19 protein-coding genes and 1 pseudogene are annotated in these 21,942 nt (G+C 45.9%); 14 read left to right on the top strand and 6 right to left on the bottom strand.

The features are described 5' to 3' along the window. Nucleotides 1–349: 349 nt before the first annotated feature. The 3 genes from DMB88_RS22845 to DMB88_RS22835 all read right to left on the bottom strand — a co-directional run bounded on the left by DMB88_RS22845 (nt 350) and on the right by DMB88_RS22835 (nt 2,884). Nucleotides 350–967 carry a hypothetical protein gene (locus DMB88_RS22845; protein ID WP_128103197.1) on the bottom strand — a complete coding sequence of 206 codons (618 nt, stop codon included), beginning with the start codon at nt 965–967 and terminating at the stop codon, nt 350–352. A gap of 64 nt (nt 968–1,031) precedes the next feature. Then, entirely contained in the window at nt 1,032–1,847 is an 816-nt protein-coding gene (locus DMB88_RS22840; protein ID WP_128103196.1) for a class I SAM-dependent methyltransferase, read from the bottom strand. Between the two features lie 89 nt (nt 1,848–1,936). Next, a complete protein-coding gene (locus tag DMB88_RS22835) occupies nt 1,937–2,884 on the bottom strand; it encodes a helix-turn-helix transcriptional regulator (protein WP_254438315.1) in 948 nt (315 codons plus the stop codon). A gap of 117 nt (nt 2,885–3,001) precedes the next feature. Here DMB88_RS22835 and DMB88_RS22830 point away from each other — a divergent pair. Continuing rightward, nucleotides 3,002–4,416 (top strand): annotated as a pseudogene (locus DMB88_RS22830) (glycoside hydrolase family 1 protein). 174 nt (nt 4,417–4,590) lie between these two features. Next, nucleotides 4,591–5,154: a hypothetical protein gene (locus DMB88_RS22825; RefSeq protein ID WP_128103195.1), complete on the top strand. Its 564-nt coding sequence runs from the start codon at nt 4,591–4,593 to the stop codon at nt 5,152–5,154. A gap of 56 nt (nt 5,155–5,210) precedes the next feature. Here DMB88_RS22825 and DMB88_RS22820 read toward each other — a convergent pair whose 3' ends face one another. Then, nucleotides 5,211–5,987: an AraC family transcriptional regulator gene (locus DMB88_RS22820; RefSeq protein ID WP_128103194.1), complete on the bottom strand. Its 777-nt coding sequence runs from the start codon at nt 5,985–5,987 to the stop codon at nt 5,211–5,213. Between the two features lie 15 nt (nt 5,988–6,002). Continuing rightward, nucleotides 6,003–6,587 carry a LysE family translocator gene (locus DMB88_RS22815; protein ID WP_128103193.1) on the bottom strand — a complete coding sequence of 195 codons (585 nt, stop codon included), beginning with the start codon at nt 6,585–6,587 and terminating at the stop codon, nt 6,003–6,005. A 206-nt stretch (nt 6,588–6,793) separates the two neighbouring features. Here DMB88_RS22815 and DMB88_RS22810 point away from each other — a divergent pair, with 206 nt between their 5' ends. The 6 genes from DMB88_RS22810 to mmsB all read left to right on the top strand — a co-directional run bounded on the left by DMB88_RS22810 (nt 6,794) and on the right by mmsB (nt 15,147). Beyond that, nucleotides 6,794–7,801, top strand: coding sequence for a substrate-binding domain-containing protein (locus DMB88_RS22810; protein ID WP_128103192.1), 1,008 nt, complete (start codon nt 6,794–6,796; stop codon nt 7,799–7,801). A gap of 91 nt (nt 7,802–7,892) precedes the next feature. Beyond that, complete coding sequence (locus tag DMB88_RS22805; RefSeq protein WP_128104569.1) at nt 7,893–9,767, top strand: cache domain-containing sensor histidine kinase; 1,875 nt, start codon at nt 7,893–7,895, stop codon at nt 9,765–9,767. Further along, nucleotides 9,764–11,017, top strand: coding sequence for a response regulator (locus tag DMB88_RS22800; RefSeq protein WP_128103191.1), 1,254 nt, complete (start codon nt 9,764–9,766; stop codon nt 11,015–11,017). Before DMB88_RS22805 ends, DMB88_RS22800 begins: the two co-directional genes overlap by 4 nt. 325 nt (nt 11,018–11,342) lie before the next feature. Then, a complete protein-coding gene (chvE, locus tag DMB88_RS22795; protein WP_128103190.1) occupies nt 11,343–12,428 on the top strand; it encodes a multiple monosaccharide ABC transporter substrate-binding protein in 1,086 nt (361 codons plus the stop codon). A 21-nt stretch (nt 12,429–12,449) separates the two neighbouring features. Continuing rightward, nucleotides 12,450–14,009, top strand: coding sequence for a multiple monosaccharide ABC transporter ATP-binding protein (gene mmsA / locus DMB88_RS22790; RefSeq protein WP_128103189.1), 1,560 nt, complete (start codon nt 12,450–12,452; stop codon nt 14,007–14,009). Next, nucleotides 13,984–15,147, top strand: coding sequence for a multiple monosaccharide ABC transporter permease (mmsB, locus tag DMB88_RS22785; RefSeq protein ID WP_128103188.1), 1,164 nt, complete (start codon nt 13,984–13,986; stop codon nt 15,145–15,147). The genes mmsA and mmsB overlap by 26 nt, the downstream gene beginning before the upstream one ends. A 194-nt stretch (nt 15,148–15,341) precedes the next feature. Here mmsB and mgtE read toward each other — a convergent pair whose 3' ends face one another. Then, entirely contained in the window at nt 15,342–16,712 is a 1,371-nt protein-coding gene (mgtE, locus tag DMB88_RS22780) for a magnesium transporter (protein ID WP_128103187.1), read from the bottom strand. Nucleotides 16,713–16,946: 234 nt separating this feature from the next. Here mgtE and DMB88_RS22775 point away from each other — a divergent pair, with 234 nt between their 5' ends. The 6 genes from DMB88_RS22775 to DMB88_RS22750 all read left to right on the top strand — a co-directional run bounded on the left by DMB88_RS22775 (nt 16,947) and on the right by DMB88_RS22750 (nt 21,942). Continuing rightward, the gene (locus DMB88_RS22775) at nt 16,947–17,645 is read left to right on the top strand and encodes a DNA alkylation repair protein (RefSeq protein ID WP_128103186.1); all 699 of its coding nucleotides are present in this window, start codon (nt 16,947–16,949) and stop codon (nt 17,643–17,645) included. Between the two features lie 46 nt (nt 17,646–17,691). Then, nucleotides 17,692–18,246, top strand: a complete 555-nt coding sequence (locus DMB88_RS22770; protein WP_128103185.1) for a methylated-DNA--[protein]-cysteine S-methyltransferase — start codon at nt 17,692–17,694, stop codon at nt 18,244–18,246. Nucleotides 18,247–18,480: 234 nt separating this feature from the next. Beyond that, nucleotides 18,481–19,704: an amidohydrolase gene (locus DMB88_RS22765; protein ID WP_128103184.1), complete on the top strand. Its 1,224-nt coding sequence runs from the start codon at nt 18,481–18,483 to the stop codon at nt 19,702–19,704. Nucleotides 19,705–19,858: 154 nt separating this feature from the next. After that, nucleotides 19,859–20,491 (top strand): stalk domain-containing protein, encoded by a 633-nt coding sequence (locus tag DMB88_RS22760; protein WP_128103183.1) that lies wholly within the window; start codon nt 19,859–19,861, stop codon nt 20,489–20,491. A gap of 158 nt (nt 20,492–20,649) precedes the next feature. Continuing rightward, nucleotides 20,650–21,408 carry a GNAT family N-acetyltransferase gene (locus DMB88_RS22755; protein WP_128103182.1) on the top strand — a complete coding sequence of 253 codons (759 nt, stop codon included), beginning with the start codon at nt 20,650–20,652 and terminating at the stop codon, nt 21,406–21,408. Nucleotides 21,409–21,447: 39 nt separating this feature from the next. Next, entirely contained in the window at nt 21,448–21,942 is a 495-nt protein-coding gene (locus DMB88_RS22750; RefSeq protein ID WP_128103181.1) for a hypothetical protein, read from the top strand.

Below are 21,942 nucleotides of genomic sequence, written 5' to 3'. Positions count from 1 at the left end.
ATTAAGAAGAATGCCTGATGGCATCTCAGCATCGAATATGGAATTCAGCCGAAATAAGTGGATGCTTACGAAGCTTGTTTCCTTCGGAAACAATGTAGTTGCTCACGTAGTTTTGCCTACGCTCCGCTACTCCATTTCTATCTTCATCCCATCTTCTCGGTACTGAAAACCATCCTTTTTGAACACTTTTTGAACACGCACTTAAAAATAATGATCCCCGGATGTTCTCTTTGAGCATGAAGAGAGCACTCGGGGATTTGTCTTAGAACAAACAGAAAATGAAGCTGTGTTCACTATATCAATTAGCCTTGCTCGATATAAGGCTGCATAGCCACGTCATCCGTTCGATTTATGATGAATGTAGCGAGGTTAGCATCATTCGAAATGAAGGAAACAAAGGCTGTGCGAATGGAGCAAGCTGTGTACGAGTCCATGATGGCTGGCCAACCAGAGCCTCGTGGTCAAACCAAACAACGGCATAATCCTGATCCTCAGTGGGATTCTGAGTATCCCAACACACGGGCCCTGCATCATCTGCATAGGTTGCAAAAGGAATATACCCCTGCGCAATCAAGGGCTGCCATGTTTCCCATAACGTATGTAAACTCCGCAATGGATTGTCTGATGGCAAGTCTGGGAGCCCAACCATGAAGTGATCATAGCGCAGATACACATTTAGGACATGCCGGGTTGTAAGGTAGGCCAAATACAATGGGGGAACCGGAAGCGGAAGATTATGCAATTGTTCCAATCTTCGAACCTGCTCTTCAGTCACTGTGGAAGGGATCATCCTCCAACGAACCCAGCCCTCTTCATCGACCTCACCCACTTGCATCTCATGAGGTACACCATAATCATCCTCAGACGTTTTGGCAGGATGAGACATCAGGATATCCCGATGTGGGGTGTCAAAATAAGCCTCCAACGTATTCACAATGAAGGTGCGATCCTGCTCCAATTGCTGCATGTTGTACACACCTCCTTATGAATTCAGATCTGTACATAATTTTACGTATTCTCGTTCATGAATATTATAAGATGCCCAGGCGCATGCGATACGAAAATAAAGCTGATCTGTCATGCCCATCGAATACCTTCACTGCCAGTTGTCTGAACTCATCTTCGGCAGTCCGAACCTCATCTGCGCCAAGCTTCAGAGCAGTTTGCAATCCACCTTGACTAAGAGCCAGATTGACATACCGCTCTGCGTCGAATGTTTCGCGATGGTGGAATACAATCTCACGAACATAGCGAAACAATCCCGATTGCTGAATCTGCCCTAAATGTCCGTCTTTGCTCCATTTATAAGCCTGACTCTCTGGACTTGATAGCTGCAATGCGCGGTTGTCTGCGGTAAGTACTAATTGCTGGTACGCCTGTTCCAGCTGCCAATCCAGCATTGGAGGCCAGTCGCAGTCGTAAGCGGCGAAGATGCCTCCCGGTCGTAACACACGAGCGAACTCGGAGAGCGTGGACTGAGGCTCCATCCAATGAAAGGATTGTGAGCAGGTCAGTATGTCTACACTGTCGTCAGGTAAGCCAAGCTCATGCGATAAGCCAGACACAAATCGGAGGTTATCCGGTTTGCCTGCAGACTCCCATTTGGACTCGGCTACTGCCCGCATATCATCACTTGGTTCAAATCCGATAATACGATCTGCTTCATGAAGCCAGATCCATGAGGATAACCCTGTTCCGCAGCCTACATCTGCGACCATACGCGGTTTATGACCTAAGTACGTCGTTAGAATCTCTACAACTTCGGTGGGAGCAGAAGGGCGATTTTGGTCGTATAACGCACCAAAGCCGGTAAATCGATCTACATTGTTACGTCTGATGTCTTGCATGGACAAACCTCCTTCTGAGAATAGATGGATGAGATACCACAACATAATCAACTACAATGTTTCCAACCCAATCTCTTACAGTATACCATTCATTCCGGATCTAGACTGGATTGATCGGTGCATTGTCCCTGCAAATGTGCGACAGCCATGCGATGGCGATGGAGCAGTTCCTGCCGGATATACGTTGGCTCCAGAATCGTGAGTTCAGCACCGAATGACATAAGGAAAAAATATAAGCGTTCGCCCTCATGAATCTCTAGCGACACAAGCAATCTACCATCAGGCAGCTTCTCAATCCGGGAGGGGTCAAAATAATCATAGGCCCGGTACGCAATTGCGCTTGAGAATTGTAGCTTTAACGAAATAGGCGTGTTGGCAATGTGGTCTTTTGTGCCCGAGCCCTCAATCGTTGTGTTCTCGTCCATAAGCGTGGATCGCAGCTTGAGTTCAGATATGCGTTTCATTTTATACGTCTGGGCTTCGGTGTGGTGAGGGCGATTCCGGTCATAGCCTTTGAAGTACCAAGTATTGTTTTTGAAAATTAACTTGATCGGTTCAATCGTTTCTATACTAGACTCGCCGTCTGAATCGACATAATGAAATGTCATGAGCTGCTTGCTTAGGATGGCGAGCTTCACCTGATTAAATAGTTCTCTCTCTTGCATGGGAATACTACCCCAAGGGGAAAAATCAAATTCAATCCAGTCCAGCTCATGGTCAAACATGGCGGTGAGCCGTTTCAACATATGTGCACTGTTCAGATGCGGGATGGCACTCACGCTATAAAGACCTAATAAAATCTCATTCTGATCATCTTCAGATAGAAGCGACTTATCCATGACATAGTTGTCCATGAGATGTACACCGCCATGTTTACCGGTTGTGGTATACACGGGAATGCCTGCCGCACTTAATCGATCAATGTCGCGGTACACGGTGCGCACCGATATTTCAAACAGCCGTGCCAGCTCAGGCGCAGTCGATTTCTTTTTCTCCAATAACAACAGTAGCATTCTGAATAGTCGGTTATTTTCCATGTTGTGATTATACCATGACAGAAGGTGTCAGGGTATGGATGTTAGACTAGATATATAGTGTTGCTAAACGAATAGAGACGAACAGGGGAGGAACGAACATATGAAAATGAATGATGGATTTTTCTGGGTGGCGCTACGGCTGCCAATCAATTTGAAGGTGGATGGAATAAGGACGGCAAAGGGCCAAGCACTTCCGATATGATGACAGGGGTACGCACACGACTCCACGACGCATTACATCTGTATTGGAAGAGGGAACGTATTATCCGAGCCATGAAGCGGTTGATTTTTACGGTCATTACAAAGAGGACATTGCACTTATGGCTGAGATGGGCTTCAAAATGTTCCGTATGTCCATCAACTGGTCAAGAATCTATCCTAACGGTGACGATCTGGAACCGAACGAAGAGGGATTGAAGTTCTATGACAATGTCTTTGCTGAGCTGAGAAAATATAACATTGAACCACTCGTGACGATTTCTCACTATGAGACACCATTTGGTCTAACTGAGAAGTATAATGGCTGGGCATCCCGTGATTTGATTGACTTCTACATTCGATATTGTACAACCCTCTTCAACCGCTACAAGGATCAGGTGAAGTACTGGTTGACGTTCAATGAAATTAACTGTCTGACAATGCCGCTTGGTGCGTATATGGCTGGTGGTATTCGATTTGAAGGCAAAGAGACGCTGACGGATGGAGTAGATGTGCCACAGACTCGTTTCCAAGCATTGCATCATCAGTTCGTTGCGAGTGCCAAAGCAGTTAAGCTTGCTCATGAGATCAATCCTGATTTCCAAATTGGCTGTATGATCGCCTTCATGACGACATATCCGAATACATGTAACCCGGATGACATGCTGCTTGCACAGAAGAAAGATCAGATCTCGAACATGATCTGTGGAGATGTGCAGGTTCGCGGCGCATACCCTGGATTTGCTAAACGTTTCTTTGCGGAGCAAGGTATCCACATTGAAATGCATCCAGATGATGCACAGACACTGCGCGAAGGTTGTGTAGATTTCTACTCCTTCAGCTATTACATGTCTTTGGTTGAAAGTGCAGATGAGACGCTGGAAAGAGCGGAAGGAAACCTACTCGGCGGTATTAAAAATCCGTATCTGGAAGCTTCCGACTGGGGCTGGCAGATCGATCCGAAAGGACTGCGTTACACGCTGAACCACCTGTATGACCGTTATCAGGTTCCGCTGATGGTAGTAGAGAATGGTCTGGGCGCGGTTGACGTGGTAGAGGAAGATGGCTCCATTAACGATGACTACCGAATTGACTATCTGAAAGGTCACATCGAGCAGATGAAAGAAGCTGTAGCAGATGGCGTAGACCTTATTGCTTATACGATGTGGGGATGTATCGACCTTGTGAGTGCTTCTACAGGGGAAATGAAAAAACGGTATGGCTTTATCCATGTCAACAAAGACAATGATGGCAATGGTGATCTGAGCAGAACACCGAAGAAGAGCTTCTACTGGTACAAAAAAGTGATTGAATCCAATGGTGAACAACTGTAATTCAATTCATTGGCTGACGATAAGATAACAAAATGAAACCCGCTTATCCTGTAATAGGGATGGGCGGGTTTATTAGTCTATAGTTACGTTACTCTACCGTACTCTAGAGATACATAGATAGTAGATTCTCAACCATATGGTATAATCATGAAAAAAAGGAAATGGAGGAAAGTTATGAAACGAATATCCTTTCTAACCATACTCATTGTCCTCGTTACGTTAGGATTTACCGTCTACCCGGGAGAGAAAGCTTATGCCTGCAGCTGTGTAGACAGCACAGCCCTAGAAAAGCTAGATACCTACTCGGCGGTATTTGAGGGGAAGGTCACTGAAAAAGGCGCCCGAAGCCAGTTCGGATTTGGCGAATATCGCAAATATACGTTTGAAGCAGTAAGAGCATGGAAGGGAGTGAATGGGCAGAAGGTTACGATTCATAGTCTGGATCATGGTTCCTCATCATGTGGCTTCCAATTTACCAAAGGTGAAACCTATCTCGTATTTGCTTCCTCGGATGAAAAAGACCATACACTGAAAACGACGCTATGCAGTGGTAATAAACTCATTTCCCAAGCGGATGAAGATGTACAATTACTAGGAGCAGGAGAGTGGGTCACTGAAGATGACTCAGGTTCAACGAATTCATCTCCTAATTATTTATTCCCACTCATTCTAGGTAGTATAGGTCTATTTCTCGTTATTGTTGTAGCAATAATATATGTCCGTAGACGACAGAAGTAACGGTTTCTCTAGGGCTTGTCTGAAAACTCTGAACGACGAGAGTGTGTAGACAAGCCTTAATTCAGTTGTTTCATATATTCATAGGCGGTAATGCCGAAGAAACGTTTGAAATGACGGTTAAGATGCGTGAGATCGACGAAACCGCACTGAGCTACAGCAGCGTAGATGTCCTTATCGTTCTCCAAAGATTGGCGTGCGCGCTCTACTTTGCAATTCAGGAAAAACTGGTACGGTGATATGCCAGCTTGTGCTTTGAACTCACGAATGAATTGGTATTTGGACATGCCGAGTTGGGTGCAGAGATCGTCTAATTTAAGCACATCGTCGATGCTGTAAAACATCATTTCTTTTGCTGTACTCACAAGGCTGCTCGTAGCTTTATGCGGTACGTTTACTTCGTTTTCTCTAGCTAGTAGGTTTGCTAGATTGAGCAGTAGTTCGCTGCATAAAGCTTCATCTCGGCCATGCTGAACAGCATCGTTTACCCTGAGGATTGCTCGCGCAAGTTCAGGGTTATAAACGATGGGTGTTGAGAAGTGTAGTTCCTTCTTTCCCAGCACCTCAGACATCAGATCTGGCTTGAAATATAACATGACATAATCGATTCCTTCACGGTCATAGGAGCTACCATCATGCGTCTGCTCTCGATTAAATAACATGACGCCATTTTTGTGAGAAGCTTGATAATGACCATCCAGATTATATTGTTGAATGCCTCGAAGGGTTACGCCTACGGCATATTCCTCGTGACAATGTTTTTTGTAAGTGAAATCCGTAAAGCTGGCGGATAGAGCCAGCACATCCTCTGTTTTTTTGTAATTAAACAATTCCACCAAGCTAACCTCCGATCACGAGATGATTCCCGATACCATAATGGCTGAGTATAACAAAAATAGGGCCATGAGGATACTCATTGCTTTTTGATGATGATTAAGAAACGTTCTGAAGATAGACCCGAACACGACCCAACTGGAGTAGGCCAAAAATCCAATGAGTGTAATGAGCATAACGAACATAAACGAAGATAGTGAACTATTATAATAGGGCAATACATAACTAGGCATGACGGTGAACGTAAACAGAATGACTTTGGGATTCAGAAATTGCATGATGAACCCATTCAGGAAACCAGTAACCTGTTTCGGTGCTTCCGCACTGGAACCCATTTTGTACACCTGGTAAGCGAGGTATAGCATGTATAGGCTACCTACGATCTGCATTATTTTCACCATACTGGGTAGAACCCCTGCCAGCAGATGATTAAGAAAGGCGGAAGCGGCAAGCAGCAGACCGAACGCAATTGTGGCACCCCACACATAGTTCATCGTTTTGCGTGCGCCATTCTTCTGCGTAGAAGATAGAATAACAATGTTGCTAGGGCCAGGTGTGAAGGTAACGATAATGCAATAGATCAAAAAGGATGTAATATTCATCTGAAGTCCCCTCTAGAAGTAATATGGTTCTATGATCATATGGCAGAGAGGCTGCGAGCTTATAGTACATTATTGCAGCAGAATCATCGACGAGAGCAGCAGCAGTTTATTTCCAAAATTGAAGAGTGGTTTTCTTTTTGAATGATTGCGTTTACAATTTAGAACGAAGTGTAAGGTGATCAGACCATTTAAGGGAAGTGAACGGAATGAAGAAAATGCTGTTGGTATACATTTTGCTTATTGCAGCATTTGCATTGTATGTTCTGAGATTTGAATACACCAGCCAGGCGAACAGTTCTTGGGAGAACCGGGGGCTGCGTGGTGATATTGGTGAGACATACATCATGATAACGTTCCAATCCGGGCTAGAGTATTGGAAGAGTCCGCTCAAAGGCTTCGAGGACGCCGCGGATACGCTTGGTGTGACTGTTGAATACCGCGGAGCTACCCGATATGACGCGAAAGAGCAGACAACCGTAATTGAGCAGGCAATCGCGCGTAAACCCGCAGGTATTGCTATATCTGCCATTGACCCGCAATCGTTGATCCCGGCGATTAATAAGGCGATCGAAGCGGACATTCTCGTCATCCTGTTCGATGCAGATGCTCCCGATAGCCAGGCCTATTCCTTCCTCGGGACGGATAACTACAAGTCTGGTGTAACGGCAGCGGATAAAATGGCTGAGTTATTGGGGCGTGAGGGAGAGGTTGCCGTTCTGACCCTACCCGGACAACAAAATCATGAAGAGCGGACGAAGGGATTCCGGGATACGATTCAGGAACGATACCCGTCCATGAAGGTCGTTGAAATTGCGGATGGACATGGAGATGCGGTGATATCTAGAGAAGAGACGTTAAGGATGATGAAGGCTCATCCGCAATTGGCAGGTATTTTTGTAACCGAGGCAACAGGAGGGGCAGGAGTCGGTGAGGCTGTGCAAAATGCAGGGCAAGGTCATGCGCTGCAAATCATCTCTTTTGACACAAACAAAGTCACACTCGACATGATCAAGAATGGTACGATATCAGCCACGATTGCGCAGGGAACCTGGAACATGGGCTATTGGTCGCTACAATATTTGTTCCATCTGCATCATCAGTTAACGGTGCCTGCTCCATCCTCTTCTGGTGAAAATGCGCCGTTACCGGTAATGGTAGACACGGGGATCTCTGTGGTGACACGCTCGAATGTGGATGATTATTATGCCAAATAACAAGGAACATGTTGAGGAAAATAGTGCTTGGAATCGGCAAACTTGGCGCTCTTCGCTCCGAAACGGTATTAAGCGATTATGGCTGCGTAACATGCCGCTTCGCTACCAGTTGATGCTGCTGTTTTTGTTATTTGCTATTGTACCTTCCGTTGGACTCGGATTGCTCGTGAACTGGACGGTAGAGCGGGTGGTAGAGAGACAAGTTGAGGGACATACGATGCAGCTTATTGGCAAAGTGAATGAAGGTCTGAACACCAAAATGGAAAATTTGCAGAATATGACCTACTTGATTGCATTTGACCCGGATATCGATGCATTTATGCACGGAAATACGCCTTCGGATGTGGATGGGGATCTGGGTTCGATAAGCAACGCAGAGAGTGCTCAGAGTGCCCAATTAGAGCAGCAGCAACTGTATGACATCAAACAAACCTTACAGGGATTCACAACGCTGTACCCGGAAATCGCTGGCATCGTGCTCGTCAATGGTAGCGGGGACTATATTAGCAATGAGATGTATCCCCGGACGGAGCAGGGGCTGACCGAAGAGGCATGGTACCGCGAAGCTTCAGCTCATCCAGGCATTTTTACTGTACTTGGTCAGCCTAAAGAGCGTAATATTACGACGCATGTTCGCTACAAGGATGATGAGATTGTATCGGTTGCACGCTCCATTACAGATGAAGAATCGGGACGTGTTCGAGGAGTCATCATGATTGATCTCAAGCTGAGATCTGTCTCGCAGGCCGCACGCAACGTAACCTTGGGTAAATCCGGGTACGTCATGGTAACGGATGCAGAGGGACAGAGCGTGTATAAACCTCAGCATCCCCTGATTGAAGATATCTCTGCGGATTGGTTTCCCTCCGAGGACAGCGGGACATTTACCGCTGAGACAGATGGTGGCACTTTGTTATTCATGTATCAGTCCTCCACCTTTACCGGGTGGAGAACCGTAGGGGTATTTCCAACAAGGGAGTCCATTACGGAGGTACGCCAGATACAGTTTTATGTAGTCAGTTTTGTATTTGTAGTGTGTTTGTTTGGTTTAAGTGCCTCTTTGTGGTTCTCACGTTCTATTGCCCAGCCTATTTTTCGTTTAATGTCTTATATGCGTAGAGCAGAGACTGGCAATCTTAGAGCAGGTCGCTGGAGCGATCGTGCCGATGAGATTGGCATGCTAGGGAACAGCTTCAATCGAATGCTCATACAGATTCGGCAGCTCATATCGCTGAATGAACTACGGGAGCGACAGAAGCGGGAAGCGGAGATGCGCAGTTTGCAGGAGCATATTAAACCCCATTTTTTATACAATACACTGGATACGATCCACTGGATGGCTCGCAAAGAGGGTGCAGATGATGTATCGGGCATGGTGGGTGCGCTGTCTCGACTATTTCGAATTGGGCTTAGTAAAGGTCAGGACTACATTCCGCTGCGTTCCGAGCTTGAGCATATTAGCAGTTACCTGCAGATCCAGCAGACACGATATCGTGATCGACTGCAGTACACACTGAATGTTCCTGAGGAACTGCAGAACCTGTACATGTTGAAGTTATTGCTTCAACCATTGGTGGAGAACGCAATCTACCATGGGATCAAAGGACGTCGCGGGCCAGGCCTGATCCGTGTGGAGGCCAGGGTAGAACGTGGCAAATTACTTCTTATGGTGGAAGACGATGGAGCGGGAATGTCCGCGGAACGACTTGCAGAAATGGTAGAATTGCTTGATGTTCCCCTAGAGAGCTTGGAGTCAGCCTCTCCGAGCATGACCGGTAAAAGCTATGGGATGTTGAACGTACAAGCCCGATTACGACTGTCCTTCGGTGATGAATACGGAATCGAACTATCAAGCCGGGAAGGCGAGGGAACTTGTGTAACTATTGTTCATCCGCTGATGCGAGAGCTGCCATCACTCCCACCAGCGCAGCGACTTAATAATGAAGAGAGACAGGAGACGGAATGAAGGAGCCTATGGATCCAACAGCGATAACCCCAAAATACCGAGTGCTGATTGCGGATGATGAACCAATCATTCGGGAGGGCATTCGGGATGCAATTGACTGGGCCACTCTCGGCATGGAAGTTGTTGGTGAAGCCGAGGATGGTGAGGAAGCACTGGAACGTGTGGTCGATTTGCATGTTGATGTCGTACTAGTTGATATGAATATGCCATTTCTGAACGGAATCGGACTGATTCGGGCTCTTCAGCAAACGTGTCCAAGATGTCGTTATTTGATCATTTCGGGACATGATGAATTTGCGTATGCGCAAGAGGCTGTTCGTCTGGGGGTGGAGGATTATATTCTGAAGCCCGTTGAAGCTGAGCAATTGTACGCTGCACTTGGGCGCCTGCGTCAGCGGTTGGATGAAGAATACCAGCGGACAGCCTACGTAAGACAGGCAGCCGATCAGATTGAGCGCAACATTCCGCTGTTACGACAGCGCTTCTGTCTGGAATGGCTTGAAGGGCAGATTGGAGAGAGAGATCTGATGGAGCAACTTACCTTTCTGCGTCTGCCTTCCACGCCACCTGTACAGATTGGAGCTGTGCGTTGGCCTGCCGCTGAAGCGCGCAAGAACGTCATGAGAGAGAATGATCGTCAACTGTTCCTTTATGCTGTGGAGAATATTATTAGTGAACTGCTGGAAGACCGCCCACATGTCTTATTTCGGGACGCCAGCGGTTTAATCGGCATATGTGTGTGGCAAGAAGCCCCGGAGGAAATCGCTACGCTGTTAGAACAACAGATCACTTCTTGCTTAAATATCGCCATTCATGCCCATGTAGAGCTTCATTCAGGAACACTAGAGGAAACCCCGGATACGTATCGTCTTTGCCGTGAGCGGGTCTATGGAGAAGTTCGGTTGTCTCCGCTAGTTCGCAGAGCAAGACAACTCATTCAGGAAGAATACGCGGAGCGGGAGCTAACGCTGGAGTCGCTCGCTTCTAGACTGCAAGTGTCCGCTGTATACCTTAGCCGAGTGCTTAAGAAAGAGCTGGACAACTCCTTCGTTACACTCGTCACACAAGCTCGCATTCGCAAGGCTGTGCAACTGCTTGACTCAACAACGCTACCCATTCATACGATTGCGGAGCGGGTAGGTTATGACACGCAGCACTATTTCAGTACTGCATTTAAGAAAGCGATGGGCATCTCGCCGGCTCAGTATCGAAAGGACGGAGGAACGGGCGATCGTTCTTCGGTACAGTGATTTTGAAAGTTAAAACATGATTAGCGATCACAAGGACATGTTCTACTTCGGTGAAGTGAAGTGGAACATGTCTTTTTTGTTTTTGTTTTACCTTGTAGATTGTTTTGCAAGATTCCAAAAATATAACGATGGCTTCTTTTTCACTTCCATCAAAAGTTAAATTTTTATAAAAAAGGTTGAAAACCTGCAAAGACCTGCCTGCTGCTGAAATGCTACGATAATTCTCGAACAGGAAGTGACAAGGCACATACTACACTTCATTCGTTGTAAGCGTTATCTCAGCTATTGTGAACAATCGTATGATCTGAGGAAAGGGGAACTTCATATGAAAAAAGGAGCGATATGGATCTGGCTTCTGGTGATGGCCTTGATGCTCTCGGCTTGTAATCTAGCTGAAAGTGATCTGGGCAGCAAGGAAAAAGGTTATGTCGGTATCTCGATGCCGACCAAATCATCGGAACGATGGGTTGGGGACGGAGAGAACATGGTACGACTGTTCCAGGAGCAAGGTTATAAAACCGATCTTCAGTATGCTGAGGATGTGGTCGAAAATCAGATTTCACAGATTGAGAACATGATCACGAAGGGCGTGGATGTGATGGTCATCGCATCTGTGGATGGCAACACACTAACCGATGTGATCAAGAAAGCGCATGATGAAGGGATACAGGTCATTTCGTATGACAGGCTCATTAGAAACACCCCATATCTGACGTATTATGCCACGTTCGATAACTTTAAGGTGGGTGTGCTCCAGGCCTCCTACATCGAGCAGAAGCTTGGGCTTAAGGAAGGGAAGGGGCCATATAACATTGAACTGTTTGGCGGATCGCCGGACGACAATAACGCCTACTTTTTCTTCGACGGTGCAATGTCTGTACTGAAGCCTTACATGGATTCCGGCAAGCTGGTTGTTCGTAGTAAACAGATGACGATGGCACAGATCGCCACCTTACGCTGGGACGGTGCACTTGCACAGTCACGCATGGATAATCTTCTCAGTGCCTATTACTCTGGTGACAACCTCGATGCAGTCCTATCTCCATATGATGGCATTAGTATCGGAATTATCTCGTCCTTGAAAGGGATCGGTTACGGAACAACAAACAAGCCATTACCTGTGATAACAGGGCAGGATGCCGAGCTTGCTTCAATCAAGTCCATTGTTGCCGGGGAGCAGACACAGACGGTATTCAAGGATACACGGAAACTGGCGGAGCAAACGGTGGAAATGGCTAATAGCATTTTGCAAGGTGAACAGGCGGAAGTGAATGATACGAAATCATATAACAACGGAATTAAGATAGTTCCGGCATATCTTCTTGATCCCATCTCTGTGGACCGAACCAATGTAGAGCAGGATATTGTTGGCAGTAAGTATTACACGAAGGAAGAAATCGGCTTGAAATAAGGAACGAAAGGAGCATATCCCATGGCCGGAATTATTCTGGAAATGAAAAATATTACCAAAACATTCCCTGGCGTCAAAGCACTGGAAAATGTCAATCTGCAAATTCGTGAGGGTGAGATTCATTCGATATGCGGCGAAAATGGGGCAGGCAAATCGACACTCATGAAGGTGCTTAGCGGTGTGTACCCCTATGGCACGTATGAAGGGGATATTTTATTTCAAGGCAAACCGTGCGAGTTTAAAGACATCAAGCAGAGTGAAGATCTGGGGATCGTCATTATTCATCAGGAGTTAGCTCTGATCCCCTATCTTTCCATAGCTGAGAATATATATTTGGGCAATGAACGTGCAAGCAAAGGAATTATTAATTGGAAGGAAACGTTTGTAGGTACGCGTGAACTGTTAAGCAAAGTAGGTTTAAGTGAAGATCCGAATACGCTGGTATCCAGCATCGGGGTGGGGAAACAACAGCTGGTTGAGATTGCCAAAGCACTCTCCAAAAAGGTCCGCCTGCTTATTCTGGATGAGCCCACGGCTGCATTGAACGAGGACGACAGTGAAAACCTGCTGCAATTGATGCTGGAATTCAAGAAGCAGGGCATCGCCTGCATTCTCATCTCTCACAAGCTTAATGAGGTCTCCAAAGTGTCGGATGCCGTAACCATATTGAGGGATGGCAAGACCATTGAGACGCTGGATATGAGAAAAGATCAGGTTACAGAAGACCGGATCATTAGTGGAATGGTCGGACGGGATCTCACGAGCCGTTATCCTGAGCGTCATGCAACCATTGGCGACATCGTTCTGGAAGTGAAGGATTGGACCGTGTACCACGAGCAACATGCTGAACGAAAAGTACTGGATCAGATCAACATGAATATTAGACGTGGTGAGATTGTGGGTATTGCGGGGCTAATGGGCGCTGGACGTACCGAACTTGCCATGAGTATATTCGGCAAATCGTATGGACGCAATATATCAGGACAACTCATAAAGGATGGCAAGCCCATCCAAAACAATAGTGTTACCGAGGCTATTCAAAATGGGTTTGCTTATGTCACCGAGGATCGCAAGGAATACGGGCTTATTTTGATGGACGATATCAAACGCAATATCTCGCTGACAGGCCTCAACAAACTAACGAAAAATGCGGTTGTGAATGAGCATGAAGAAGTGCTCGTAGCGGAAGAGATGAAAAAGAGTATGAACATCAAGGCACCTAATATTTTGCAGAAGACCGGTAACCTTAGTGGGGGCAATCAACAAAAGGTGGTGCTGAGCAAATGGATTTTTGCCGGACCAGATATTCTCATTCTGGATGAACCAACACGCGGCATCGACGTGGGAGCCAAGTTTGAAATCTATACCATCATCCATCGTCTCGCCGCTGAAGGTAAAGGTGTACTGGTTATTTCATCCGAACTGCCGGAGGTTCTTGGCCTCTGTGACCGGATCTACGTGATGAATGCTGGAAGAATGACCGGAGAAGTTAGTCGTGAAGAAGCATCGCAGGAAACGTTGATGAGATATATGACCAAGTCTGGAGGCGGGAAGCATGGAATCAATAACGAAACTGTTTAAAGGTAACATTCGCCAATATGGTATGATCATTGCTTTAGTCGTCATTATGCTTTTGTTTGAGGTACTTACCAATGGGTTGTTACTTAAGCCCATCAATATAACCAATCTAATTTTGCAAAACAGCTACATTCTAGTACTGGCCATCGGGATGGTGCTGGTCATCATTACTGGTCATATTGATCTATCCGTTGGTTCCATTGCAGCCTTTGTTGGTGCAGTTGCAGCCATTATGATGGTCGATTGGCAGCTTCCGGCATGGCTTGCGGTGATTGCGTCTTTGCTGGTAGGAGCCTTGATCGGTGCGTGGCAGGGCTTCTGGATCGCATATGTGCGAATTCCCGCCTTTATTGTAACTCTCGCGGGTATGCTGTTGTTCCGAGGGTTGACGATGATTGTGCTAGAGGGTCAATCAATTTCTCCTTTTCCAGGTGGATTCCAGAAAATAAGTTCAGGCTTTCTACCGGATATTCAATTCTCCGGGCTTGGATTGGTGTCCATTATTGTGGGGATTCTGCTTACCTTGTGGTACATCCTCAATGAACTACGTGAACGTCGTTCACAGCGCAAATACGGCTTCCAAGTTGTATCTCAGGGACTCTTCCTGCTTAAGTTGATTGTGGTTGCAGTGGTAACGAACCTGTTCACCTTGGTGCTTGCAAGTTACGCAGGTATTCCGAATATATTGGTGCTGCTGTTTGTCTTGATCGTTGTCTACTCATTCATCTTGAACCGTACGGTGATGGGCCGTCACGTATATGCTCTTGGAGGTAATGAGAAGGCAGCAGGTCTGTCAGGCGTCAAAACGAAGAAAGTAACGTTCTGGGTATTTGTAAACATGGGCACACTTGCGGCAGTATCAGGCTTAATCTTCGCCGCGCGTCTGAATGCAGCTACACCAAGGGCAGGTACCAACTTTGAGCTGGATGCGATTGCTGCCTGCTTTATCGGTGGAGCCTCAGCTTCCGGAGGCATTGGGACTGTCTTCGGCGCCATTATCGGCGGTCTGGTTATGGGTGTACTCAATAACGGGATGTCCTTGATTGGTCTCGGTATTGACTGGCAACAGGGGATCAAAGGTCTCGTGCTGCTGCTCGCCGTTGCGTTTGATATCTATAACAAAAATAAAAGAGCTGCCTAAGTGTAAAATGGTTATGGCTGATGTCGGGGTTATAAACCGATGCTCAATCTAATCGTGTGTTATATGTATGAATACAGCTGATATTACGCTCATCATTTAAGATTCGCAAAGCAATAAACAGACCTGGATCACGGGATCAGGGTCTGTTTATTGCTTTACATGTTTATTTTATTACAGTTGCATTCCTGCTGCGTTTACATCAGTGCGCCAAGGAAGCGAGTGGCAATGCCGAAATAGATAAAGAGCGACAGAATATCATTTAACGTTGTAATCAGCGGCCCTGAGGCAACAGCGGGGTCTACCTTGAAGCGACTGAGTAGGAGTGGGATGCACGTTCCAGTCAGCGTACCAATCACGAGAGTGAAGAAGAGAGATACCCCGATAATCGCGCCAAGCAGCCAGTCTCCTTGCCAGAAATAAGCGATGATGGTAATCAGGATTCCGCAGACTAAACCAATCATCGTGCCCACCTTAATCTCCCGACCAATCAGTGCCAGCACCGTTGACTTGTCCAACTTACGTCCGATCAGTCCGCGTACAACGACAGCCAGGGACTGTGTCCCTGTATTGCCTGTCATCCCGGCAATCATGGGCATGAAGAAGGCGAGCGCAACGACTTGGTTTAACGTATCTTCAAAAAAGTCTACAATACTTCCGGATATTAATCCGATTAGTAATAACAAGATCAACCAGGGAAGTCTGCGTTTGACCGCAACCAGTGGTTTGGTATCAAAATCAATATCTTTACCACCGCCCCCCATCTTGGCTATATCTTCACTCGCTTCATCCATAATAATATCAATAACATCATCCATCTGAATGATCCCGCACAGCCTGTGATTTTCGTCTACGACTGGAAGTGCCATGAACTCGTAACGTTGCAGCAGTTGCGCGGCTTCTTCCTGATCCATATCAACCGTAGCGTGGATCACACGCCTGGTCATCAGCTCTTCAACCTTGGTCTTGTCATCTGCCAAAGCAAGGGAGCGATAACTTACGACACCGACGAGTTTACCCTCATTGTCGGTCACATAGAGATAACTGGAGGCGGAGATATGCATGGTGCCTTGCGATTGTCTTAGCGCTTCCTTGGCGGTCTCATGGATGAGCAGGGTTCGATACCGATCTGTCATAATCCGGCCAGCCGTCTCCGGCGGATAATTCAACACAGACCGGATGATGGCAGAGTGATCGAGATTCATATCCGACAGCAATTCTTCCCTACGTTTGGCTGGGATATCGTGCATGAACCGGATCAGGTCGCTTTTGTCCATCTGTTGCATGACTTCAAGCGTTCGTTCTGGCCCGAGTCGTTCGAACAGCTGAATCTGTTCATGCAGCTTCAGGTTCTCCGCCAGATCGGCTAGCGCATCAGGTTTGAACAGCAACAGAAACCGATTTCTCTCTTCTTCAGGGAACTTTTTATATATAAGTGAAAGATCATAGGGATGCAGTTCCTTCACCAGTTTATAGAATTCAGGTAGATTTTGGGACTGCACATGATGGACAAGTTGTCCGGTGATCTCCTCTACGGAGAAATCTTTCTTGGTATGAGCTCCGTTCATATCGACACTCCTTTCTGTATGGTCAACTTCATATTTTTAAACGAAATAGATTGGCAGTTAAACAAGGCATGAATAAAAAGGAAACGTTTTGTCTGGAACAGATCAGGGAAACCGAAGTCCTCAGGGGATGTCTTAGGATATGGAAATCTTGCTCAAACATGCAATATGGGCTTACAAACATGCGTTGCAAGGATATACTTGATGTATAGCAACAAACGAGGGGGACATGCACTAGTGGAAGCAGATATTAGAACACAGTTGCTCAGCCTGGCTGAGCCAGAGTATCAGAAATTTACGGCAGCACTCATTCCTAACATTACGAATCTGTTGGGTGTTAGAATACCCGCACTACGTAAGCTGGCGAAACAGATTGTTGCAGCAGATTGGCGTGTCTATCTGGAGAACGCAGACGATGACTACTTTGAAGAAGTGATGTTGCAGGCACTGGTTATTGGCTATATCCGCACAGATCCAGAAGAATGGCTACGGCATATTGCTTGGTTTGTCCCCAAAATCAATAACTGGTCTGTATGCGATAGCTTCTGTGGTGGATTGAAATTTACGAAGAAAGAACAAGAACGGGTGTGGCAATTTATACAGCCTTACTTGGCGTCCGAGCTTGAGTACGATATTCGCTTCGGCGTTGTGATGTGCTTAAACTATTATATGGAAGAACCGTATATCCATAAGATGCTTGCTTCGTTGGATCAAATCAGACATGAAGGATATTATGTGAAAATGGCTGTTGCATGGGCGATTTCGATTGCTTACATTAAATTGCCCGATATTACGATGCGTTATCTTAAGGACAATACGCTCGATGATTTTACGTATAACAAAGCACTCCAGAAAATAACGGAATCTACTCGTATTGATCCGCAGACGAAACAAGTTATTCGTGGGATGAAGCGTAAGCTGAAGCGGTCAGTTTGATTCGCATAAGAATACAATTGGAACATGATACGGAAGGATGATGGATATGAGGCAAAAGATCATGTGGACCCCGCTGGAACTAGATGGTCTGCCCTGGATCGTACTTGCAACAGAGAAGGGCGTAGGTCGTATTATTATGCCTAATGAAACATTGCAGGATTGGGAAGGCTGGATTGCTCGTATAGCTCCTGGAGTTGAATTAATAGAGGATGAACAGACGATCAAGCAGACAGGTATTACCGAGTGGCTGACATCGTACTTTGCCGGCGAAAAGGTAGCATTCACAGCTGACATTCCATTGGACCTGATTGGAACAGCATTTCAGCAGCAGGTATGGACAGAGCTTGGACAAGTTCCTTATGGTGAGACTCGAACTTATGGTGATATTGCGACTGCGATCGGAAGACCATCGGCAGTTCGTGCAGTCGGTGCAGCGAACGGAGCTAACCCCATTCCAATTCTATTGCCATGCCATCGCATTATTGGTGCAAACCGCAAGTTGACAGGATTTCGTGGCGGGCTAGACATGAAACGCAGACTGCTGGATATTGAACAGATCGAGGGTGTATCTGACGGTGGTCATGCGAGGTTTAGGTTCTAGATCGTTATGCTGGTGTGTGCATAATCGGAGTTAGACATGAGATATATCCACTAGAAAAATAGGATGAATAATTAGAAATACAGGCATGAATCATGCCTGTATTTCTGTCTATTAAGAGTGACTCTAACTCCAAACGTTAAACGTATGGTATGCCAACGTTATACATATTTTTGCTGCGTTAACCATTATGCTACGATAAATATTACATAAAATTGAGTGGGAGTGAAGCGTCATATGTTGAATCATGCCTATTGGTTAACGAACGTAAATTTGGAGCAGAGTTATGTGATGGATGGACAAGAAGTGACCGGAACACGGACAAGCTTATGTCACCTTCGCATTGAGAACGGAGTTATTGCAGAGATCAGAGGTATTGAAACAGCGCTTCAAAGTGCACTACCCAAATACGATTGTCACGGTCTGTTGTTGCTTCCTTCGTTCGAAGAGGCTCATATTCATCTGGACAAAACCTATTACGGAGAACCGTGGCAGGCGGTTAAGCGGATAGGCAGCATCTTCGAGCGTATTGAGGAGGAGCGGCAGTTGCTCCCGAAACTACTGCCTGAAGCTAGAAGTCAGGCAGAGCATATTTTACAGCTTATTCAGCGCTTAGGCTCTACGCATGTAAGGAGTCACTGTAACATTGAGCCGGTGAGTGGACTGAAACGATTAGAAGCAACCAAGCAGGCATTGGATGCATTCTCGAGCAAGCTTTCTTCCGAAATTGTAGCTTTTCCACAACATGGACTTCTTCGCTCCGATTCTGTTGGATGGATGGATCAGGCCATGGCTGAAGGCGCAACGCATGTAGGTGGACTAGATCCAGCTACTGTGGACGGAGATGTTGAGAGATCGTTGCATACGATGGTCGAGCTGGCTGTTCGTTATCAGGCAGGTATTGATATCCATCTGCATGAACGTAATGAAGCTGGGCAACAAACGTTGCAACAATTAGTTAAGCTAACCGAACAGGCAGGGCTTCATGGAAAAGTCACGGTGAGTCATGCGTTCTGGTTCGCTCATGCTGACGTGCAGGAAGCGGAAGAGATGGCCATTCAGATGGCATCCCTCGGTATGAGTGTGGCATCTACTGTGCCAATCGGCAGAACGATGATGCCTCTCCCGATGCTTCACCGCCATGGGGTGAAGGTCAAGCTGGGAACCGATAGTTTGACGGATCACTGGTCACCTTTTGGAAATGGAGATCAATTGGAGAAAGCGGGACGTTACGCAGAATTGTACGGATATTCGGATGAACTTTCCTTAGCTCAATCGCTAGGATTCGTTACGGGTGGCATAACTCCAATTGATGCTCAAGGGAATCAGGTTTGGCCGAAGGTAGGCGATACAGCCAGCTTTATGCTGGTTCACGCGAGTTGTTCCGCCGAGGCGGTTGCTCGAAGAGCCAAACGGCAGACCGTATGGTATGAAGGGCAATTGGTGAGTGGATCGATATAAACAAAAATGATCAACGCATGATATAGAGATGGAGAATGCATCAGCCACGGGAAACCGTGGTTTTTTTGTTCCATATATTATATGTCCATAAATGATTATCTGGGTTATGATGGAAGTATATGAAATATTTCAATGAAAGGCAGCTGGAATCTTCGTGAAGAAAAAAATGATATTAACTTCATTCTTGGTTGTATTGTTACTAAGCATCTCGACGATTACGTTAGCCAAGACCCATTTGAAGCTAGTCATTAAAGGGATGGAGCGACCTAATGTCGAGCCAAAGATTGTAGATGGCCGAGTGATGGTTCCATTGAATGAAGTAGCCAAGGCGCTAAATATGGATTTTAAGTATGATCGGAACCAAGGTGTTGTACAGCTACAGCCTAACATCTGGGATGGGGATTATTTTAAGTTTCACGAAGAGGAATGGATTAAGCTCAGAAATGTGATTGCCAAATATTTTATGGCTTTGGAAGAAAACGATCCGGAGATCGGGAAGTATACGACAAAAGAATTTAAGAGTACCTACGGTGAGGGTGCCGTGCAATTTCATGATCTGACTTATCAGGATGTGACGATGGAAGGTTCTGATTATCGGGTGAGAGTAAGCTGTGTGATCTATTATCAGGACAGTAACACCTTATACACAAGCTGGATGGATGTCATAGTAGATGGAGAGCAGAACAAAATCAAGGAGATCATTACTGTCGCAGGAGCTGGAACGCACTGGATTAAAGCATATGATATTTTTCCCGGTCATCACATTGTGACTTACCCTGAGGGGTAGAAGAAATACGTTTGCAAATAAAATCTTAAGAGAGGTGCAGCATACGACCGAACATACCCTATCGTTTAATCCAAGCAGACTCATCTACATATGCAGCGTACTTCGCCACATATCGCAAAAATGTCTGGTTCAGACCGAGCTGGTCGGACATTCATTCTATGATGCTTGAAGCAACGGATTGTTATTGGATCTATAGTGCAGAGCATCGGATTGCTGGAATTTCTTTGGTTGATGATGAGCTAGGTTCCTTATTTATGATTCCACCGCATACGTTAACGAAGGAAACTGTTGAATTTCTGAAAGATTATATGATTCGCAAGAAGAGCAAACCTGATCAATTACATGTCTATAATGTTATGCCTGAACATATTTCGTTATTTGAACATGCTGAATTCAACAAGCTGAGCACTCGAAAATGTATGATCAGACCCACTGAGACATTGGAAAACCCTCTGACATCGAAGTTAAAACGTATCCGGCCTGAACGAGTTCACATGCCCAAACTAGCTGAGATCATGATCGAGGCTTATCGCGGCGGAGTAGAAGAACAGTCAATGGATCATTGTCAGAATGACCTCACATATTATTTTGATCATTATGAGCAGGATGAACTGCGCGGTGCTTCTTCTATTTTGGTTGAGCAAGATACGGAACGTATAGTTGGTTTCTGTCTTGTAACCCTGTGGGAAAATTTACCTCTAATCTATGATATCGCTGTGACCCCAGCCTATCGATCAGAGGGACTTGGAAGTTACTTGTTACATCATGCGATAACGACATTAGCACCTATCTATCCTGTCATTCGTCTGTTCGTTACACAGGGTAATCCCGCCGAGCATTTGTATACTAAAGTTGGATTCCTCTCAGGTGAGGAACTGTCTCATCTCGTATGGTTTGGAACGAATCATCGGGGTTGATATGAACGAACATATGCTAGTTCAGAGGAGAAACAACGTATGAAAAGAACACGGTCTATACGCAGGATGATCTATGTCGATCAAGAAGGTCAAGGTAGAAGGCGGATAAATCTGACGAGAAAACTCCTCGTTGCGCTCGTAACCTCTCTTAGTTTTGCCTTCATTGTGAGCATTCCTTCAGTGAATGATATAGAGGGTTTCAGAGTCTATATGATCGTATTTCTGTTATTCGGTACACCGCCTATCTTCCTGATTGGTATCCCAAGCTCTATCCTGTTAGACAAGTGGTTAGCCCCAATTGCCGATAAGAACAAAGTCTACTTCATAGGGATACATGTGATCGCTTATGCGATGGTTGGTTTCCTGGGTACCTATTTATACCTTTTTGCGCTTAATATCGGTAAAGTAATAGAAGTTAGAGAAGTCTTATTCATGACTTTATATGGCATCATTGCTGCGGTGTTATTTTTCTTGATTGATGTAGGGATAAAGGGCTTAGTCCAAGTACGGAATGCAAATAACGAACAGAGGTGA

The sequence above is a fragment of the Paenibacillus sp. DCT19 genome (assembly GCF_003268635.1).
Classification (GTDB): domain Bacteria; phylum Bacillota; class Bacilli; order Paenibacillales; family Paenibacillaceae; genus Paenibacillus.
The sequence above is the reverse complement of the archived record's forward strand: the minus strand, read 5'-3'. Positions and strand labels throughout refer to the sequence as shown.

What these genes read in the sequence shown, in the direction of transcription:
- DMB88_RS22770 (WP_128103185.1), top strand. Translation starts at nt 17,692, where the DNA reads ATGAGGCAAAAGATCATGTGGACCCCGCTGGAACTAGATGGTCTGCCC.
- DMB88_RS22750 (WP_128103181.1), top strand. Translation starts at nt 21,448, where the DNA reads ATGAAAAGAACACGGTCTATACGCAGGATGATCTATGTCGATCAAGAA.
- DMB88_RS22825 (WP_128103195.1), top strand. Translation starts at nt 4,591, where the DNA reads ATGAAACGAATATCCTTTCTAACCATACTCATTGTCCTCGTTACGTTA.
- mmsB (WP_128103188.1), top strand. Translation starts at nt 13,984, where the DNA reads ATGGAATCAATAACGAAACTGTTTAAAGGTAACATTCGCCAATATGGT.
- mmsA (WP_128103189.1), top strand. Translation starts at nt 12,450, where the DNA reads ATGGCCGGAATTATTCTGGAAATGAAAAATATTACCAAAACATTCCCT.
- DMB88_RS22810 (WP_128103192.1), top strand. Translation starts at nt 6,794, where the DNA reads ATGAAGAAAATGCTGTTGGTATACATTTTGCTTATTGCAGCATTTGCA.
- DMB88_RS22755 (WP_128103182.1), top strand. Translation starts at nt 20,650, where the DNA reads ATGATGCTTGAAGCAACGGATTGTTATTGGATCTATAGTGCAGAGCAT.
- DMB88_RS22765 (WP_128103184.1), top strand. Translation starts at nt 18,481, where the DNA reads ATGTTGAATCATGCCTATTGGTTAACGAACGTAAATTTGGAGCAGAGT.
- chvE (WP_128103190.1), top strand. Translation starts at nt 11,343, where the DNA reads ATGAAAAAAGGAGCGATATGGATCTGGCTTCTGGTGATGGCCTTGATG.
- DMB88_RS22845 (WP_128103197.1), bottom strand. Translation starts at nt 967, where the DNA reads ATGCAGCAATTGGAGCAGGATCGCACCTTCATTGTGAATACGTTGGAG.
- DMB88_RS22815 (WP_128103193.1), bottom strand. Translation starts at nt 6,587, where the DNA reads ATGAATATTACATCCTTTTTGATCTATTGCATTATCGTTACCTTCACA.
- mgtE (WP_128103187.1), bottom strand. Translation starts at nt 16,712, where the DNA reads ATGAACGGAGCTCATACCAAGAAAGATTTCTCCGTAGAGGAGATCACC.
- DMB88_RS22800 (WP_128103191.1), top strand. Translation starts at nt 9,764, where the DNA reads ATGAAGGAGCCTATGGATCCAACAGCGATAACCCCAAAATACCGAGTG.
- DMB88_RS22805 (WP_128104569.1), top strand. Translation starts at nt 7,893, where the DNA reads ATGCCGCTTCGCTACCAGTTGATGCTGCTGTTTTTGTTATTTGCTATT.
- DMB88_RS22840 (WP_128103196.1), bottom strand. Translation starts at nt 1,847, where the DNA reads ATGCAAGACATCAGACGTAACAATGTAGATCGATTTACCGGCTTTGGT.
- DMB88_RS22835 (WP_254438315.1), bottom strand. Translation starts at nt 2,884, where the DNA reads ATGGAAAATAACCGACTATTCAGAATGCTACTGTTGTTATTGGAGAAA.